Annotated in this window: 18 protein-coding genes and 1 pseudogene; 15 read left to right on the top strand and 4 right to left on the bottom strand. The window is 64.1% G+C overall.

Features of this window, described 5'->3' with window-relative positions; all coding sequences use genetic code 11:
- Nucleotides 1–121 precede the first annotated feature (121 nt).
- Complete coding sequence (locus ASD71_RS12395; protein ID WP_056563968.1) at nt 122–1,513, top strand: FAD-binding oxidoreductase; 1,392 nt, start codon at nt 122–124, stop codon at nt 1,511–1,513.
- A gap of 17 nt (nt 1,514–1,530) precedes the next feature.
- Here ASD71_RS12395 and ASD71_RS28640 read toward each other — a convergent pair whose 3' ends face one another.
- Complete coding sequence (locus ASD71_RS28640; protein ID WP_369818953.1) at nt 1,531–1,674, bottom strand: PepSY domain-containing protein; 144 nt, start codon at nt 1,672–1,674, stop codon at nt 1,531–1,533.
- Between the two features lie 52 nt (nt 1,675–1,726).
- On the opposite strand from ASD71_RS28640, the pseudogene ASD71_RS28635 reads away from it, so the two are divergent.
- Nucleotides 1,727–1,777, top strand: a pseudogene (locus ASD71_RS28635) (hypothetical protein); the annotation flags it as partial.
- A gap of 60 nt (nt 1,778–1,837) precedes the next feature.
- Here the strand turns inward: ASD71_RS28635 and ASD71_RS12390 are convergent.
- Nucleotides 1,838–2,281, bottom strand: a complete 444-nt coding sequence (locus ASD71_RS12390) for a DUF695 domain-containing protein (protein WP_056563965.1) — start codon at nt 2,279–2,281, stop codon at nt 1,838–1,840.
- Here ASD71_RS12390 and ASD71_RS12385 point away from each other — a divergent pair.
- Entirely contained in the window at nt 2,281–2,535 is a 255-nt protein-coding gene (locus tag ASD71_RS12385) for a hypothetical protein (RefSeq protein WP_056563962.1), read from the top strand. The two genes, ASD71_RS12390 and ASD71_RS12385, sit on opposite strands and share 1 nt — an antisense overlap.
- 85 nt (nt 2,536–2,620) lie before the next feature.
- On the opposite strand, the gene ASD71_RS12380 is transcribed toward ASD71_RS12385, so the two are convergent.
- A complete protein-coding gene (locus ASD71_RS12380; protein ID WP_162253557.1) occupies nt 2,621–3,064 on the bottom strand; it encodes a MarR family winged helix-turn-helix transcriptional regulator in 444 nt (147 codons plus the stop codon).
- 158 nt (nt 3,065–3,222) lie between these two features.
- Between ASD71_RS12380 and ASD71_RS12375 the strand changes: the two genes are divergently transcribed.
- The 4 genes from ASD71_RS12375 to ASD71_RS12360 are packed head-to-tail and all read left to right on the top strand — an operon-like array spanning nt 3,223 to nt 7,404.
- Nucleotides 3,223–4,527, top strand: coding sequence for a CaiB/BaiF CoA-transferase family protein (locus ASD71_RS12375; protein ID WP_235512114.1), 1,305 nt, complete (start codon nt 3,223–3,225; stop codon nt 4,525–4,527).
- Entirely contained in the window at nt 4,518–5,360 is an 843-nt protein-coding gene (locus ASD71_RS12370; protein WP_056563954.1) for a CoA ester lyase, read from the top strand. The genes ASD71_RS12375 and ASD71_RS12370 overlap by 10 nt, the downstream gene beginning before the upstream one ends.
- A gap of 17 nt (nt 5,361–5,377) precedes the next feature.
- On the top strand, nt 5,378–6,376 hold the full coding sequence (locus tag ASD71_RS12365; protein WP_056563952.1) for a phosphoglycerate dehydrogenase: 999 nt from the start codon (nt 5,378–5,380) through the stop codon (nt 6,374–6,376).
- Between the two features lie 44 nt (nt 6,377–6,420).
- The gene (locus ASD71_RS12360; RefSeq protein WP_056563949.1) at nt 6,421–7,404 is read left to right on the top strand and encodes a tripartite tricarboxylate transporter substrate binding protein; all 984 of its coding nucleotides are present in this window, start codon (nt 6,421–6,423) and stop codon (nt 7,402–7,404) included.
- A gap of 50 nt (nt 7,405–7,454) precedes the next feature.
- Here ASD71_RS12360 and ASD71_RS12355 read toward each other — a convergent pair whose 3' ends face one another.
- Nucleotides 7,455–8,354: a LysR family transcriptional regulator gene (locus ASD71_RS12355; protein WP_056563946.1), complete on the bottom strand. Its 900-nt coding sequence runs from the start codon at nt 8,352–8,354 to the stop codon at nt 7,455–7,457.
- Nucleotides 8,355–8,568: 214 nt separating this feature from the next.
- On the opposite strand from ASD71_RS12355, the gene ASD71_RS12350 reads away from it, so the two are divergent.
- From ASD71_RS12350 to ASD71_RS12315, 8 genes are all read left to right on the top strand, one after another.
- Nucleotides 8,569–9,243, top strand: coding sequence for an RraA family protein (locus tag ASD71_RS12350; RefSeq protein WP_056563944.1), 675 nt, complete (start codon nt 8,569–8,571; stop codon nt 9,241–9,243).
- Nucleotides 9,240–10,457, top strand: a complete 1,218-nt coding sequence (locus tag ASD71_RS12345; RefSeq protein WP_056563941.1) for an aminotransferase class I/II-fold pyridoxal phosphate-dependent enzyme — start codon at nt 9,240–9,242, stop codon at nt 10,455–10,457. Before ASD71_RS12350 ends, ASD71_RS12345 begins: the two co-directional genes overlap by 4 nt.
- A 46-nt stretch (nt 10,458–10,503) precedes the next feature.
- Nucleotides 10,504–11,331 (top strand): ABC transporter substrate-binding protein, encoded by an 828-nt coding sequence (locus tag ASD71_RS12340; RefSeq protein ID WP_056563939.1) that lies wholly within the window; start codon nt 10,504–10,506, stop codon nt 11,329–11,331.
- Between the two features lie 28 nt (nt 11,332–11,359).
- Entirely contained in the window at nt 11,360–12,061 is a 702-nt protein-coding gene (locus ASD71_RS12335; RefSeq protein WP_056563936.1) for an amino acid ABC transporter permease, read from the top strand.
- A 2-nt stretch (nt 12,062–12,063) separates the two neighbouring features.
- Nucleotides 12,064–12,780 carry an amino acid ABC transporter permease gene (locus ASD71_RS12330; RefSeq protein WP_056563934.1) on the top strand — a complete coding sequence of 239 codons (717 nt, stop codon included), beginning with the start codon at nt 12,064–12,066 and terminating at the stop codon, nt 12,778–12,780.
- Nucleotides 12,777–13,502, top strand: a complete 726-nt coding sequence (locus tag ASD71_RS12325; protein ID WP_056563931.1) for an amino acid ABC transporter ATP-binding protein — start codon at nt 12,777–12,779, stop codon at nt 13,500–13,502. The genes ASD71_RS12330 and ASD71_RS12325 overlap by 4 nt, the downstream gene beginning before the upstream one ends.
- A gap of 563 nt (nt 13,503–14,065) precedes the next feature.
- Entirely contained in the window at nt 14,066–14,536 is a 471-nt protein-coding gene (locus ASD71_RS12320) for a YMGG-like glycine zipper-containing protein (protein ID WP_056566826.1), read from the top strand.
- Nucleotides 14,537–14,658: 122 nt separating this feature from the next.
- Nucleotides 14,659–15,258, top strand: coding sequence for a YSC84-related protein (locus ASD71_RS12315; RefSeq protein ID WP_056563928.1), 600 nt, complete (start codon nt 14,659–14,661; stop codon nt 15,256–15,258).
- The last annotated feature ends 64 nt before the right edge of the window (nt 15,259–15,322 follow it).

The following is a 15,322-nucleotide window of genomic DNA, read 5'->3' as shown; positions in this document are numbered from 1 at the left end:
AATCATGTGCACAGGGTCATGGCCCCTTTTCCAAGGAGGCAAATCCCATGTCGCGCCCCAGCAGATAGACGGCTTGCTTTAGACGCTGTTTGTAAATACATCGCCTTCAAGGAGATGTGTGATGAACAAACTGTCCAGCAGCACCTTGGAAAGCCTGCGCAGCTCGGCGCGGGGCCCGGTCCTGTCCGCCGGCGACCCCGGCTACGACGAGGCCCGCAAGATCTGGAATGCCACGGTAGACCGGCGGCCCGCTGTCATCGCGCGATGCGCGGGGCCCGCCGACGTGCGCCGCGCCGTGGATTACGCACGCGAAAACCAACTGGTGATTTCCGTGCGCGGCGGCGGCCACAACATCGCGGGCACCGCCGTCTGCGATGACGGCATGATGATCGACCTGTCACCCATGAAATCGGTGCGCATCGACCCCGTGCGCGCCAGGGCCTTTGTGGAGCCGGGCGCCACCTTATCGGACCTGGATCACGAAGCGCAGGCGTTCGGCCTGGCCGTTCCCTTGGGCATCAATTCCACGACCGGCGTGGCCGGCCTGACGTTGGGAGGCGGTTTCGGCTGGTTGACGCGCCGGTTCGGCATGACCGTCGACAATCTGGTGTCCGCCGATGTCGTCACGGCGGACGGCCAGCTGCTGCACGCCAGCGAATCCGAAAACCCGGACCTGTTCTGGGCGTTGCGCGGCGGCGGCGGCAATTTCGGCGTGGTCACGATGTTTGAATTCCAGTTGCATCCCGTGGGTCCGGAGGTCTACGGCGGATTGGTGGTGGTGCCGCTAGAACAGGGCCGCGAGGCACTGGCGCGATACCGCGATGCGCTGCGCTCCATGCCGCCGGAGCTCACCGTGTGGGCCGTGCTGCGGCAGGCGCCGCCGCTGCCGTTCCTGCCGGCATCCGTGCACGGCAAACCCATCGTCGCCTTCGCATCGTGCTACACGGGCGGCGTGGACAAGGGGCCGGATGCCTTGCAAGTGGTGCGCGGCCTGGGCGAACCCTACGGCGAACACCTTGGGCCGATGCCTTACGCGGCCTGGCAGAAGGCGTTCGATCCATTGCTGACCCCTGGCGCGCGCAACTACTGGAAGTCTCACAACATCGGGGAATTGGAGGACGGCCTGATCGACGCCGTCGTGTCAGCGGTCCAGAACGTGCCGTCGCCGCAGTGCGAAATCTTCTTTGGCCACATCGCCGGCGCGGCGATGCAGGTGCCGGTGTCCGCCACCGCGTATCCGCACCGGTCCGCGCAGTTCGCCATGAACGTGCACGGACGCTGGGACGATCCGAAGGACGATGAACGGTGCATCGCCTGGGCACGCGACATCTTCAAGGCCACCGAGCCTTGGTCCCAAGGCGGCGTGTATGTGAATTTCCTGACGCAGGACGAGACGGCAAGGGTGGGCGCGGCCTATGGCGAAAACTTCGACCGCCTGGTCCAGGTGAAGACCCGCTACGATCCGCACAACCTCTTCCGGCATAACCAGAACATCAAACCGGCCGCGCCTTAAAGCCTTGGAGCGACGCGTCAGCCGGGCCGGCGGGATGCGGCATGGGACCGGCCCCGCTGTTTGCGCCGCCAGATCAGGACGCCCGTCACGGACAACATGACCGCGACCAGCCCGAGCAGGCAGGCAAATATCCGATAGGGCAATCCAAAGACGTGCGCCACCGAGCTGGGCTATTCGTTGCCGTTGACGGCCAGCACCCGCATCGAGCCTTTCGTGGGCTTTGCGTGGAGCGATCTGCGAACGCGCGCCTTCTCGGAGTCGGGCGGCTCCGCGGCCCTGAACGGCCAAAGCGGCAGTGACAAGCAGACCAGCAGCACGCTGGGCTCAATGCAGTTGGTCCGACCCTTCGGGCTGCAATCCAGACAAGGCATTCCAGTCCGGATCCTTGAACATGCGCAGTTCGATCGGATAGGCCGGATGCCCCGCCAGGCACGTGTTGAACGCTTCCAGGAAGGCTTCGACATTCGGCGTGTAGTAACGCCATTCCTTCTGATGATTGCCGGTCAGGCAAGCCACCTGCACACCCGCGTCCGAATTCTCGAAGCCCTTTTCGATGTCTTCTCCAAACGCGTTGGTGCGCTGCTTGTCTTCGTCATTCGGCATGCCGATCTCGATGCCCTGATACGCCCAGGTGATGATGATCAGGTTGTCGTTGACCTGGCGATCGGACTCGGGCGGCAGCCCGGTACGAAAACGAATGACAACCGGAAGACCGTTGATCCGGGCTTCGCCGACCGCCCACATATCGTCTGGGAAAATGCTGCTCATTGCGTGAACTCCTGCTGATTCAATGCCAAACAAGCCGGGAGTCTATCGCAACGAATCGCGCGCCGCCGCGCGGCCAGCCTGAATTCAGCACCAATGCGATCTCCTTGATCTGTGTGGATATTCAAGTCACCAAGCTGGACACGCTGCGGTTGGCGCGCATCTGGGCAGAGCGGGATAAAGAACCCGAGATGCTGTCCCGGGTTGGCAGCTTCTACAACTTTGGCTATTCGCACGTCGAAAAAAGGATGCTGTAGCCCGGGCGAGATTGTTCCGGTCGACTACGCCCGGGCGCGTTCGCTCGTGCATGGCCGGCAAGCGGATCTGCTCGCGGAAGGGATGTCAGCCGCCACGCTTGACCTCTTCCAGGAGGTTGTTTGCCTCGTCCTCCAGCTCGCCGAGCACCTTCATGAAGCTGGCGTACTCGTCTTCAGTCAAGCGGCCTCGTAGCCGCGCTTCCCGTTCCAGGGAATGAGGCAGGCCGAGCCGGAGCTGCTCGATCCCATCCGGCGTCAAGGTAAGGATCTGCTTGCGGCGGTCATCCGGATCGTTCGACATGGTCAGCAAGCCTTTCTCGGCCAGCTCCATCGTGACCCGGCTGACCTGGCTGTGGTCGAAGCTGGCCATCCGTGCGATTGCCCCGGACGCGGACGAACCTCCTAGCCGGCTCAACACCACCAGCACGCGCCACTGGCGGCTTGTCAGATCCAGATTCGCGCGAACCGACGCATCAACCAGGCGCGAGAGCGTTTGCGCCAGGACGGAAACGCGATAGGTGATGAGCACCTCGGGCCGGTGCGAATCCACGTCCTTTTTGGACGCCGGCTTACGCTTCGGTCCGGAAGCGGGTAGGGTTTTCCTTGCTATATCATTATTTGCCATAGCACATAGTCTACGTTAGGATGGATCAAGGCTGAACGGTGGTTGCATTCTAAAGGGCCGCGTTGCCGCGCACGTGCAAGTCGGCGCGCCCGCATCGTTCATGCCAGCCGCCCGCCCATCAACAGCTTCTGCCCGATTCTATGGAACGCAATTCGACTACCCCACCCAATAGCGCTTCGGCGGGCCCGCTGTCCGGCGTACGGGTCGTGGATCTTTCACGGCTGGTTGCGGGAAACATGCTGTCCATGCAACTGGCAGACTTCGGCGCCGACGTCATCAAAGTGGAGTCCGCACGCGAAGGCGATACGTTGCGTCATTGGCGTGAAGATCTGGGCGATGGCGCCTTCCTGGACGCCTGGTGGCAGGTGTATGGCCGCAACAAGAAGAGCCTCGCCTTGGACCTGCGTGATCATGAGGCCATCGAATTGTTGCGCAGGCTTGTGGCAGGCGCGCAGGTGCTGATCGAGAGCTTCCGGCCCGGTACCTTGGAGGCCATGGGACTGGCGCCGGCGTCGTTGCACGACATCAACCGTCAGCTCGTGATCGTGCGCATTTCCGGTTGGGGCCAGACGGGGCCGTATCGGGATCTGCCGGGATTCGGCAGCTTGCTCGAAGGTTTTTGCGGGTTTGCGCATAAGCATGCTGTCGATGGCGTTCCCCAGCTGCCCAACCTGGCGCTGGCCGACATGGTGGCCGGCCTGGCTGGCGCGTTTGCGACCGTGGCGGCGGTCCGCGAGGTCGAAGTAAAAGGCGGGCAGGGGCAGGTGGTGGACCTCTCCCTGCTTGAGCCGATGCTTGCCATCATGGGGCCCGACGTGACCACCTATTCGGCTACCGGCCGGGTGACGGGACCTTCCGTGAAAATCGCGTCTCCCCGGGGTGTGTATCAGTGCAAGGACGGCGGTTGGGTGGCGTTGTCGGGATCCACGGACGCCATGGCTCGCCGGGTGCTGGAGGCCATCGGCCGCGGCGATCTCGCCGGGCAGGCGCGCTTCGCCACCAATGCCGCGCGCCTCGCCAATGATGCAGAGCTCGATGCCCTCATCGCCGATGCCATCGCCAAATTTGACCGCGACGAATGCCTGGCGCATCTGCGCGCTCAAGGCGTGACTGCGGGGCCGATTCATGACGCCGCCGCGCTTGCTGCCGATCCCCACGTGGTCGATCGCGCCTGCTACGTGACGCCATCTCACGCCGGCGGCACGTTCATGCAGAACGTCATGCCGCGCCTTGTCAACACGCCCGGCCAGATCAGGCATGCCGCACCGCTGTTGGGACAGCACTCGGCGCAAGTCCTGCGGGAGGCGGGCTTGGACGACGCGCATATCGAAGAACTCTCTGCGCGCGGAGCAATCAAGTGCAACTGAATGACGTGCGTTCCCTGCTATTCGTTCCCGCCACCTCGGAGCATCTGTGGGCCAAGGCGGCGGCGCGCGGCGCTGATGCGATCATCATTGATCTCGAAGATGGCGTCCCCGGCGCGCTGAAAGGCGAGGCGCGCGTCATGGCCCGGCGCGCCATCGAGGCGCTGGCCGACGTGATTCCCGTAATGGTTCGCGTGAATGCGTCCAGGGATCTGTTTGCGCTGGACATTGACGCACTGCCGCTATCGCGGTTGCACGGCATATTGCTGCCAAAGGTCGAGTCGCCGGAAGACGTGCAGGCGCTTGCGGCATGTATCGATGGGCGTCAGGCGCCGGATGCTGCCGGCCTTCCCATCGCCGCCCTCATTGAAACGCCGCTGGGCGTGATGCAGGCGCAACGCATCGCCACGTCGCACCCCAGGGTGGCGGCGCTGGGGTTCGGCGCCGAGGACTACGCAACCGAGATGGGCGTGCCAGCGGATCCGCAGTCCCTCTTGTGGGCGTCGCAGGCCGTGACGTGTTGCGCACGCGCATACCGCCTGGCGTGCTGGGGCCTGCCTGGCAGCATCGCGGAAATCAACGACATGGCGGCGTTCGCCAGTCTGATCCGGCTTGCGCGCAATGTCGGCTTCAGTGGCACAGCCTGCATACATCCCCGGCAAGTGCCTGTGGCCAACGCCGGGTTTGGCCCGTCCGAGGATGAACTCGCTTGGGCGCGCAGGGTGCTCTCGGCAGATGACGAGGCCAATGCCCAAGGGCTTGCGGTGGTGACGCTGGACGGTCGAATGATCGATCGCCCCATCGTCGAGCGCGCGCGGCGCTGGCTGCGTTCCTAGCACCAACGAGAGATGCCGTGATTCCAACAACCTGTGTTCTCGTGACCGCGCGCTTCTTTGATGACAAGGCGGCGGACATCCTGCGCAATGCGGGTCTGCAAGTGCTTACGGGCGGCATTGCGCCTGACGCGGTCGATTCGGTGATCACGGGCGATATGCACGATGCGCTCGCACGTTGCCGCGCCTGGATCATGGGAATCCCCCCGGTTTCGTCGGACCTCCTGGCGCGCTACCCCAAACTGCAAGTGCTGGCGCGGCGGGGCGTTGGGTACGACACGATCGATGCCGCCGCCGTGAAGGCGCACCGCAGGCTACTGACCATCACACCCGGCAGCAATGAAGCGACCGTGGCCGACCACGCTGTCGGATTGATGCTCGCCGTGGGTCGACGCTACGTCGAGTCGCACCGGCGCATGCAGTCCGGCGAGAAGGGCGTTCTCGTGGGGACGGAGCTGTCGGGAAAGACGGTCGGATTGATCGGCATGGGGCGTATCGCGCGGCTGGTGGCACGCAGGCTGGCAGGGTTCGACGTGCGCGTCATCGCGCATGACCCCTACCTGCGTCAAGATGAAGCGGACCTGCACGGCGTGCAACTGGCTACGCTGGATACTGTCCTGACAAACAGCGACTTCATCAGCCTGCACGCCCCGCTGACCGATTCCACCCGGCACCTGATCAACGAGCACGCCCTGGTCCGCATGAAGGCCGACGCGATACTCATCAACACCGCACGCGGCGAACTGGTCGACGATGGGGCATTGTTGGCGGCGCTACGGCGCGGAAGGCTTGCTGGCGCGGGGCTCGATGTCATCGGATCGGAACGTGACGCGTCGCTTGAGGCGGTCACCCGCGAGTTGCTGGCGCTGCCGAATGTCATTTGCACGCAGCACACCGGCGGCTCGAGCCGTGAAGGACTGGCGCGCGCCAACAGACGCGCCGCGCAGTGCGTGGTGGCTGCGCTCCAAGGCCAGCCGCTGCCCCCGGACGTCATCGTCGTCGATGGAAGATCGCCATAGCGCCACGATTCTTACCACCCCAGAAAAACACCAGGAGACACACCATGAAGACCTCGGCCGCCACCCGGCGCCGCCTGCTCTGCCTCGCCCTTGCGAGTCTGGCGGGTGCGCACCTTCCCGTCCTCGCCCAAGGCGCCTTTCCGGAGCGCCCCATCACCCTGATAGTGGGCTGGGCCGCGGGAGGATCCGCGGACGTGCTTGCCAGGCTTGTCGCCGCCGAAATGGCGGCGACATTGAAGCAGGCGGTCATCGTTGACAACCGCCCGGGCGCGGGCAGCAACATTGCGTCCAAGCTCGTCGCCGAAGCCAAGCCCGACGGCTACACGATCATGCTCGCCACCTCCGCGTCCCATGGTTTCAATTCCGCGCTGTTCTCCAAGCTGCCCTACCGGCCGATCGAGGACTTCGCGCCAATCGGCCAGATCAACACATCCCCGGGCACGCTGCTGGTCCCGAATGACTCGCCGTTCAAATCGGTCCCGGACATCATCGCGGCGGCCAAGGCGCAGCCTGGAAAGCTGAACTATGGATCCGGCGGCTCGGGCTCGTCCCAGCATCTGGCCGCGGCCCAGTTCATCAAGCTCACCGGCCTCGATATCACGCATATTCCGTTCAAGGGTTCCGGCCCGATGCTGGTCGACCTGATGGCCGGCCGCATGGACTTTGCCATTACGACAGGGCCTGTTCCGTACGTGCGAAGCGGCAAGCTGCGCGCAGTGGCCGTGGCGGCAAGGGAGCGCCATCCCGCCATGCCGGATGTTCCGACCTTTGAAGAAGAGGGCACGAAGCTCTACACGGATAACTGGTACGGTCTTGTCGCCCCGGCGGGCACGCCGAAGCCGGTGCTGGAAACGTTGAATGCGGCCTTGAACAAGGCAATCGCCAAGCCCGAGATGCAGAAGCAGTTCGTCGAGCAGGGCGCGTTTCCCGGGAAACCGAATACGCCGGACGAGTTCTGGGCGTTCGTGAAAGAGCAGATGCCGGCGGCGGCGGAGCTGGTGCGGCAGTCGGGCGCAAAGGTCGATTGATCCAGCGCGACCCCGGTTGAAGCGGCCGCGCATGCGGCCATTTTCCCGCCTTAACGCAAACGCCAGCCCGTTGAAAACTCGCAGCAGCTTTCCGCCAATTCCGCCACGCTCTCGCAAAACGCCACATCCGCATCCCGGCGGAACATCGCGCTGTACACCGACTGAGGCGGCGCGACCGTGGTGCGCGCGATGACGAGTTGCCGCGCGCTGACCATGTCCGCGAAGTAGTCGCGTGGCAGGCAGCTCACGCCGAACCCGGCGGCGGTCAAACCGGCCATCGCGATGAGACTGTTGATCGTGAAGATGTTGCTCGCCGCCGTGTGCGGGCGCAGCCAGCCGTCGTAGATCATGTTCAGCCCGGACTCGCGGCTCTGGCGCAGCAGCGGCAGCCGGGCAATTTCGGCCGGCGTGTAGATGCGGCTGGCGTCGATCAGGTCGGGACTGCCCATCCAGGCAAATTCCAGGCGCTGCAGCGCGACGACCTGCAAATTCGGTTCGGCGAACTCACCGTGAAGAAAGGCCATGTCCAGCTGCCCGGCCTGCAGACGCTTGAGCAGATCGGCGCCCAGGTCGATGTGCGGTTCCAGCGTGATGCGCGGATAGTGCACGCGCAGCAGACGGATGAGGGCGGGCAGCCACGTCATCGCGGTGATCTCGGTGATGCCAAACCGGAAGGTGCCCGTCAGCGTGTGCTGGCCCTTCAGGCGAGCCAGCAAGCGGTCGCGGTGACCCAGCATCTGCTCGGCCAAGGCGTAGATCTCATGCCCCCGCGCCGTCAGCTCGGCCCGGTGGCCTGACCGGTCGAAGAGGGCGATGTCGAAGTCGGCTTCGAGTTCCTGGATGCGCTTGGTGATGGCCGATTGCGTGGTGTGCAGCTTCTGCGCCGAGGCAGAAAAAGTCCCCAGCCGCACGGTCCAGTAAAGCGCTTCGATCTGTTTGAAAGTCAGCATGCGGGCGTGCAGCAGGGCATGAGGTTCATTCCGAAAGTTCCGATAGGGGGTAACCCCTATATTCTAAGAAGTGATGAAGTTCGCTGAAATTTAATCCCTTTTTCGGAATCGCAAAAGCTCGCACCATTCGGTCTGATTCATTACCGGCCGCCCCGCCTCGCTAGCGACAGCGCGAAATACGGAGCGTCCTTCGACTTAGGACAAGCAGACCGACATGGCTTCCATTTCCACCGGCGCGCGCCAATTGCCCGCACCTCCCGTTGCGCCCGCTTCCATACGCGAAGCGCTTGCAGGCATCGTCACCCCGCACCTCAGCGACAACCTTGCACGCCGCGAAGGCATCTGCGGACTGCGCCGCTACAACGGAAGCGGCAAGCTGGTCGGCACCGCGTTGACGGTCAAGACCCGCCCCGGCGACAACCTGCTGATCTACAAGGCCATGATGCAGATCCAGCCGGGCCACGTACTGGTGGTGGACGCCGGCGGCGATCTGTCCAATGCCGTGCTCGGCGAAATCATGAAGCGCTATCTGCAGATCCATGGCTGCGCGGGCGTCGTGGTGGACGGCGCGATCCGTGACGTTGCTGCCTTCGAAGCCGACAGCTTCCCTTGCTATGCGCGCGGCCACATCCACCGCGGCCCCTACAAGGACGGCCCCGGCGAGGTCAACGTCCCGGTCTCGATCGGCGGGCAAGTCGTCAACCCGGGGGACATCCTGGTGGGCGACGAGGACGGGCTGGTCAGCTTCGCGGCGTCGGACGCCGAGGCCCTGATCGCCGCCGCCCGTGCGCATGCCGACAAGGAAGCGCGCATCATGGCGGAAATCGCCACCGGCGAGAAAAGCCAGAGCTGGATGCAGGCTGCGTTTGCCGCGCGGGGGCTCGCATGAGCGCCGTAACCGCGGATTTCCTGGCCGGACGCACCCGCGCCATCAAACCGTCGCCCAGCATGGTGGCCAAGAGCCGGGTCGACCAACTGCGCGCCCAGGGCCGCGACATCGTGGACTTCACGGTGGGCGAGCCCGACCTGCCCACGCCGGGCCATATTGTCCAGGCAGGCATAGACGCGCTCAACAGCGGCGATATCCGCTATACGGCTTCTGTCGGCGCCAAGCCGCTGCTTGACGCCGTGCGCGCCAAATTTCAGCGCGAGAACGGCCTGGAGTACGGCACGGACGAACTCATCATCGGCGTGGGCGCCAAGCAGCTGATCTTCACCGCGCTGGCCGCCACCGTGCAGGCCGGCGACGAGGTGATCATTCCGGCGCCGTACTGGGTCTCCTATCCCGACATGGTCCTGGTCAATGACGGCACGCCGGTCGTGGTGATCTGCCCCGAGTCGGACGGCTTCAAGCTGACCCCGGCCGCCTTGGAGCGCGCCATCACGCCGCGCACGAAGTGGGTCTTGCTGAACACGCCCAGCAACCCCACCGGCGCCATGTACAGCGCGGACGAGTTGCGCGCGTTGGCGCAGGTGCTGGCACGGCATCCGCATGTTTGGCTTCTGACCGACGAGATCTACGAACACCTGTCCTATGGCGGCGCGCGGCATGTGTCGCCCGCGGCAGTGGTACCGGAGCTGGCCGCGCGCACGCTGACCATCAACGGCGTCTCGAAAGCCTACGCGATGACGGGCTGGCGTCTGGGTTACGCGGGCGGCCCGAAGGCGCTGATCAAGGCCATGGCCACGCTGATCTCGCAAAGCACGAGCTGCGTCAGCGCGATCAGCCAATCGGCCGCGCGCGTCGCGCTGACCGCCGATCAGCAGTGCGTTCATGACGCCAACGCGTTGTTCCATGATCGGCGCGACCGCATCGTGGCGCTGCTGAACGCGGTGCCTGGCATCCGTTGCCCGGTGCCGGAGGGCGCGTTCTACGTCTATCCCTCAGTCGAAGGCTTGATGGGAAAGACCACGCCTGCCGGCCACAAGCTGGGCAGCGATCTCGACGTTGTGATGTACCTGCTGGACGAGGCTGGCGTGGCCTGCCTGGACGGCACGGCGTACGGCTTGTCGCCGTATCTGCGGCTGAGCTTCGCGACGTCGATGGAAAACATCGAAGAGGGTTGCCGCCGGATCAGCGACGCGTGCGCGCGGCTGGCCTGACACCGGCTTTTTTGCAGCATCCATACCTACATATCAAGGGAATTCCATGAAGACGTTCATCTCCTCCTTCGTCGCCATCGTTGGCCTGGCCGCGACGCTTGCTCCCGCTGCCAATGCCGACACGCTTCAGGACATCAAGGCACGCGGCAAATTCATCTGCGGCACCATGGGCACGGCCGAGCCGTTCAGCTTCCAGGATCCGAAGACCCGCGGCATCGTCGGCTATGAAGTCGACGTGTGCCAGGCGCTGGCCGACAGCCTGGGCGTGCCGCTCGAGCTCAAGCTGATCGCCGTCGAAGCGCGTATCCCCGAACTGATCGCCGGCCGCGTTGACGTGGTGGCAGCCAATCTGGGCTGGACGCCGGAGCGCGCCAAGCAGATCGATTACTCGCACCAGCATTTCGTCAGCCCGCAGAAGATCCTGTCGCGCGAATCGGACAAGGATCTGAAAGCGCCCGCCGATCTCGCCGGCAAGCGGGTCAGCGCCGTGCGCGGATCGTCGTCGGAGCAGGGCGCGCGCAAGAACATCCCGAACGTCGAACCCGTCACTTTCAAGGATCCCAGCGGCGCGTTCCTGGCGTTGCAGCAGGGCAAGGTGAGCGGCTTCGTCGGTTCGGAACTGATGCTGGTCAAGCTGCAGAACCAGGCCGCCTCGAGCGCCGTGCCGGTCAAGATCCTGGAGCCCGCGCTGTTCATCGAACCGTGGGGCGTCGGCGTGCGCAAGGGCGACACGGCGATGCTGAATCAGGTGAACAAGGTGCTGGACGGTATGGAAGCTTCCGGACAGGCCGCCAAGACCTTCGATAAGTGGTTCGGCACCGGCACCCAGTTCAACATCAAGCGCGACTTCCATATCGAAGCCATCAAGGGTTGATGCGCCGCGCGCGCTGGAGCCTGGTTCGATGCATTACATCTTCGACTTCGGCGCCATTTTTCAAGGCGAGTACCCGGACTGGCTGCTCAGGGGGTTCATCACCACCTTGGCGCTGGCCGGGCTTTCCTGGATTCTGGCGTTCTTCGTGGGCAGCCTGCTGGCGGTGATCCGCCTGACGGGCTCGCCCGTTGCCAATGGTTTGATCGCGACGTATGTCGCGTTCCACCGCAACGTGCCCATGCTGGTGCACATCATGTTCTGGTATTTCGGCGTCCCCGCGCTGCTGCCGGCCCCTGTCACGGACTGGCTCAACAGTCATGGCAGCGAATTCATCCTTTCCTGCATCGCTATCGGGCTGGTGATGTCGGCCTACGTCTGTGAAGATCTGCGCAGCGCGGTGCGCGGTATCCCGCCCGGGCAGGTCGAGGCCGCGCGGGCTTTGGGCCTGAGTTTCCTGAAGACCATGCGCAAGGTGGTGCTTCCGCAGGCCTTCCGCATTGCGATCCCGCCGTTGCTCAACCAGACCTTGCTGCTGCTCAAGAACACCAGCCTGGCGATGGCCATCGGCGTCACCGAGCTGACGGCGGCCGGGCGCGAGATCGAGAACAACACGTTTCGCACGTTCGAGGCCTATGCGGCGGTGACGGCCATCTATCTCGTGCTCTCGTTCCTGATCATGGGCGGCGGCGCGATCCTGCAACGACGCTACCGTCCGCTGGGAGTGCGCTGACCATGTGGGACATCCTCAAAGACAATTGGCTGCTGCTTCTGATCGGCCAGTATCCGCATGGTCCGATCGGCGGACTGGCCGCCACCCTGGGTCTGGCTGCCATCAGCCTCGCCCTGGCGCTACCCTGCGGCGTGCTGCTGGCGCTGGGGCGCATCAGCCCCTACCGGATTTTCTACTGGCCCTCGTCGGCCGTGGTCTACCTGGTTCGCGGCCTGCCGCTGCTGATGTTCATCTTCTGGGCCTACTTCTTCGTGCCCATCATCATCGGCCGCCCCGTCGCCGGCACAACCACGATGGTGGTGGCGCTGGTCTGCTACGAAAGCGCCTATCTGGCCGAAATCATCCGCGCCGGCATCCAGGCGTTGCCGCCAGGGCAGCAGGAAGCCAGCCGGGCGCTGGGCCTGTCCTACATGCAGACCATGCGTCGCGTCATCCTGCCGCAGGCGCTCTACAACATGCTGCCCAGCATGCTGAGCCAGTTTGTCTCCACGGTGAAGGAAACCTCGCTGGCCTATGTGATCAGCGTGCAGGAGCTGACCTACGCCGCCAACCAGATCAACAGCGTGTTGCTGACCAAGCCGTTCGAAGTGTTCGGGCTGCTTGCGCTGACCTATTTCGTCCTGAATTTTGGCCTGAGTTCCCTGGTGCACCTGACCGAACGCCGTATTGGCCGACGGCGCGCCGGACTTGCGCCTACCCAGAAAGTGGTGCCGACATGATCCGATTTTCCGAAGTGCAGAAGTGGTATGGCGAATATCAGGCCCTGGCCGACGTGACGGCGCAGGTCGGCAAAGGCGAGGTCGTCGTGGTGTGCGGGCCGTCCGGCTCGGGTAAATCCACGCTGATCCGCACCGTCAACCGGCTGGAGCCCATCCAGAAGGGCGTCATTGAAGTCGACGGCAAGGACATTTACGGCAAGGACGTGCACTTGGACGCGCTGCGCAGCCATATCGGCTTTGTGTTCCAGCAGTTCAATCTCTTTCCGCATCTGTCCGTGATGGACAACCTGATGCTGGCGCCGCTGCAGCTCAAGCGCGCCCGCCGCCCCGAAGCCCGCGAGCGCGCCATGCAACTGTTGGAACGGGTGGGGCTTGCCCACAAGGCGGACGCCTTCCCCGCGCAATTGTCCGGCGGTCAGCAGCAGCGCGTGGCCATTGCCCGCGCGCTGGCCATGAGCCCGCCCGTCATGCTGTTCGACGAGCCGACCAGCGCGCTGGATCCGGAAATGGTCGGCGAAGTGCTGCAGGTCATGAAGGGCCTGGCCAAAGACGGCATGACCATGGTGTGCGTCACGCACGAGATGGGTTTCGCCCGGGAAGTCGCGGATCGCGTGTGGTTCATGGACGCCGGGCGGATCGTGGAAACCGGAACGCCAGACGAGTTCTTCAACCGGCCGCAGACTGCCCGGGCGCAGAAGTTTCTGGCGGAGATCCGGCATTGAAACCGGGGCTGCCGTGCGGCAGCCCCACTATCGCCCGACCGCCAGCCGCAAGGCGACCACCAACCGGCCGAGGCGTCTTCCGTCACTGTAAAAACGATGGTGTCGTTTTTTATTCGGCGCAGTATATTCATCTGCAGAATCAGCATCTTTGAGACTATTGGGACGATCACCCGCAAGGGGTAGTTGTCGCATCAATCATGGTGCGCTGCGCCTGGCGCCTGACCAGAACAAGTCCCATGTGACGAATCGCAATTCGGCACTTGCCGCTCTTTAGGAGCTGCGCAAGAGGCATCTTCATTGACCGTTGTCTTATGCATCGGAGGCCGCAATGAATATCCGCGATACGTCTCATCTACCCCGCCTTTTCCCGTTTGAGTTGGTTTCGTGCTTCGCGCTGGGCCCGCGAAACACGCTGCTCGTCTACGGCTGTTCGAACTTGTACCCCTGAACTGCATGACACGGAGCTTTCCATCTTTGGAAGCCTGAAAGCCGGGCTGGTGCTGGTGTCCGCCAAACGGGACATGAGCGCTGGCGACCCGGGCGATGTGGACCTGGAGATTCTCATGAACAAGTCGATTTTCCCTTGTATGGCGATCGTGCTCTCAGGCGTCTGCCTGTCAACGACCGCCCAGACCGTTACGCCGCTCAAAGGTCAGACTCCCGAACTGACCCAGCAGGACATCGCCGCGTGCCAGGCGCAGTCGGCCAACACGACGAGCGCGGCGGGCGCCGACACGCCGTCGGCCGGCGGACGAGCCCGCGGCGCCGCAGCCGGTGCCGCAGCGGGCGCTGCCGTCGCGGGCGCGCGTGGCCGCCAGCACGAAGAGGTGTATGACCGCATGGATGACGACACCAAGCAGGCGTACCGACAGAACCAGGCGAAGGACGCCGCCGCAGCGGGCATGGTGGTGGGCGGGTCGCGCCAACGCCAGGACCGGCGTCAGGATCGCGCGGACCAGGCGCAGCAGACTACGAACGCATCGTCGGCCTATGCCGCTTGCATGCAGCAGCGCGGCTATCAGGTCGCACCCTGAACGCGCATGGTCATACCGTAGCGATCGCGTGGCCCGCGCGTCCTTCCCGGCGCCGGTTTTCCCCTTGCTTTCTTCATGTCTTGCCTAGTTTCCCGTGCGAAACACCACAAAAGGAGAACGTCATGTCTCATAAATATTCTGCCGTCTGCCGGACAGGTATGGCCCTCTTCACCATCGTTGCGGCTGGCCTTGTTTTTGGCGGCTGTACCACGACGCCGCCGTCCAAGCCGTCCGCCGCGCCGAAAACCGATACGCGGGAAGCGTTGAACAACGCGGCCAACGCGACCCTGTCCAAGCTTTACGAAGCCGCGCCGTCGTCCAGGGAACTGGTCGCTCGTGCCAGGGGCGTGCTGATTTTCCCGGATGTGCTCAGCGGAAGTTTCATTGTCGGCGCCGAGCATGGAAAAGGTGTGCTGCGCGTGGGGCAGTCGGCGGTAGGCTACTACCGCACGACGTCCGGGTCGATCGGCTTTCAAGCGGGCGCGCAATCGAAGGCGATGGTCCTGCTGTTCATGACGGATGACGCCTTAAACAAGTTTCGCAACAGCAGCGGCTGGACCGTTGGGGCCGATGCCACGGTGGCGATCGTCAATATTGGCGCTAACGGACGCATCGACACGAACACCGCGAAGCAGCCGATTGTTGGCTTCGTGATGAACAACGGAGGCCTGATGGCAGGCGTATCGCTCGAGGGCACGAAGATCTCGAAGTACGAGCCCTGACGGCGGAATGGCTCCACCCGCGGGACGCGGCCGGGCGCGCTGCAAGCCCCCGGCGTCCCGCGTT

The organism is Achromobacter sp. Root565, from assembly GCF_001427425.1.
In the GTDB taxonomy this organism is placed as follows: domain Bacteria; phylum Pseudomonadota; class Gammaproteobacteria; order Burkholderiales; family Burkholderiaceae_B; genus Achromobacter; species Achromobacter spanius_D.
The sequence above is the reverse complement of the archived record's forward strand: the minus strand, read 5'-3'. Positions and strand labels throughout refer to the sequence as shown.